This is a genomic window from Streptococcus sp. E17BB (assembly GCF_041807725.1).
Classification (GTDB): Bacteria; Bacillota; Bacilli; order Lactobacillales; family Streptococcaceae; genus Streptococcus; species Streptococcus entericus.
In genome coordinates, this window is record NZ_JBGTZC010000080.1 from 1 (window position 1) to 767 (window position 767).

The window sequence follows — 767 nt, forward strand, 5'->3', positions numbered from 1 at the left end:
AACTCCTATATTCTATCAAATCTAAGATAAACTGTCAACTACTTTTTTAAACTTTTTTAAAAGTTTTTTTCGTCCGCTCTCTCAGACTCATGCTCTCTTTCGAGAACTGTTATATCTTATCACATGCGTTTAGGTGTGTCAACACTTTTTTTCTTTTTTCTTTTTTCTTTTTTCTTTTTTCTTTTTTCTTCCCCTTAGCTTTGGGACATCTGCGTCCTGTTGCTTGAACAGACATCGCCGTACAATAAAAACATCAAAAACAAGGAGATAGTTAGCCATGTTAACTGATGTGATGTTTTCAAACTCTTACCGTATTGTCCGACCTATTGTCTTGAAGCTAAGAAATCTCTACTACATTAAACTTTGGGAGTTGGAGGACTGGGAGCAGGAGGCCATGATTTGCCTTTATACATTGTTAGACAAGCAACCTGACTTATCCGATAATCAGGAAAAACTTAGAGTCTACTTTAAAACTAAGTTCTCTAATCTTGTGAATGATGAATTAAGAAAACAGGAGTCTAAAAAGAGACAGTTAAACAAACTCTCTTACGAAGATATTAGCGAGGTTGCTCACCTTATTCCTAATCCTGAAATCTTGCTTGATGAATTCATCTGCTTTAAAGATAGTCTTGATAGACTTAAAAAATTACTTACTAACGAAGAGTGGAATCTTGTCCAAAAACTCGCTTCCGGAAATGCTTTTAAAGGGAAAAAGAATATCATTACAAAAGTGAAAAAATTAATCAAACAACTTGAAGGTGAGTGAT

General features: G+C 34.2%; 1 protein-coding gene. It reads left to right on the forward strand.

Annotated elements, in window-relative coordinates:
- Nucleotides 1–277 precede the first annotated feature (277 nt).
- Nucleotides 278–766 carry a sigma-70 family RNA polymerase sigma factor gene (locus ACERC7_RS10690; RefSeq protein ID WP_373666913.1) on the forward strand — a complete coding sequence of 163 codons (489 nt, stop codon included), beginning with the start codon at nucleotides 278–280 and terminating at the stop codon, nucleotides 764–766.
- The last annotated feature ends 1 nt before the right edge of the window (nucleotide 767 follow it).

Excerpts from the sequence above, each read along its gene's own strand:
- ACERC7_RS10690 (WP_373666913.1), top strand. The coding sequence starts at position 278 with ATGTTAACTGATGTGATGTTTTCAAACTCTTACCGTATTGTCCGACCT.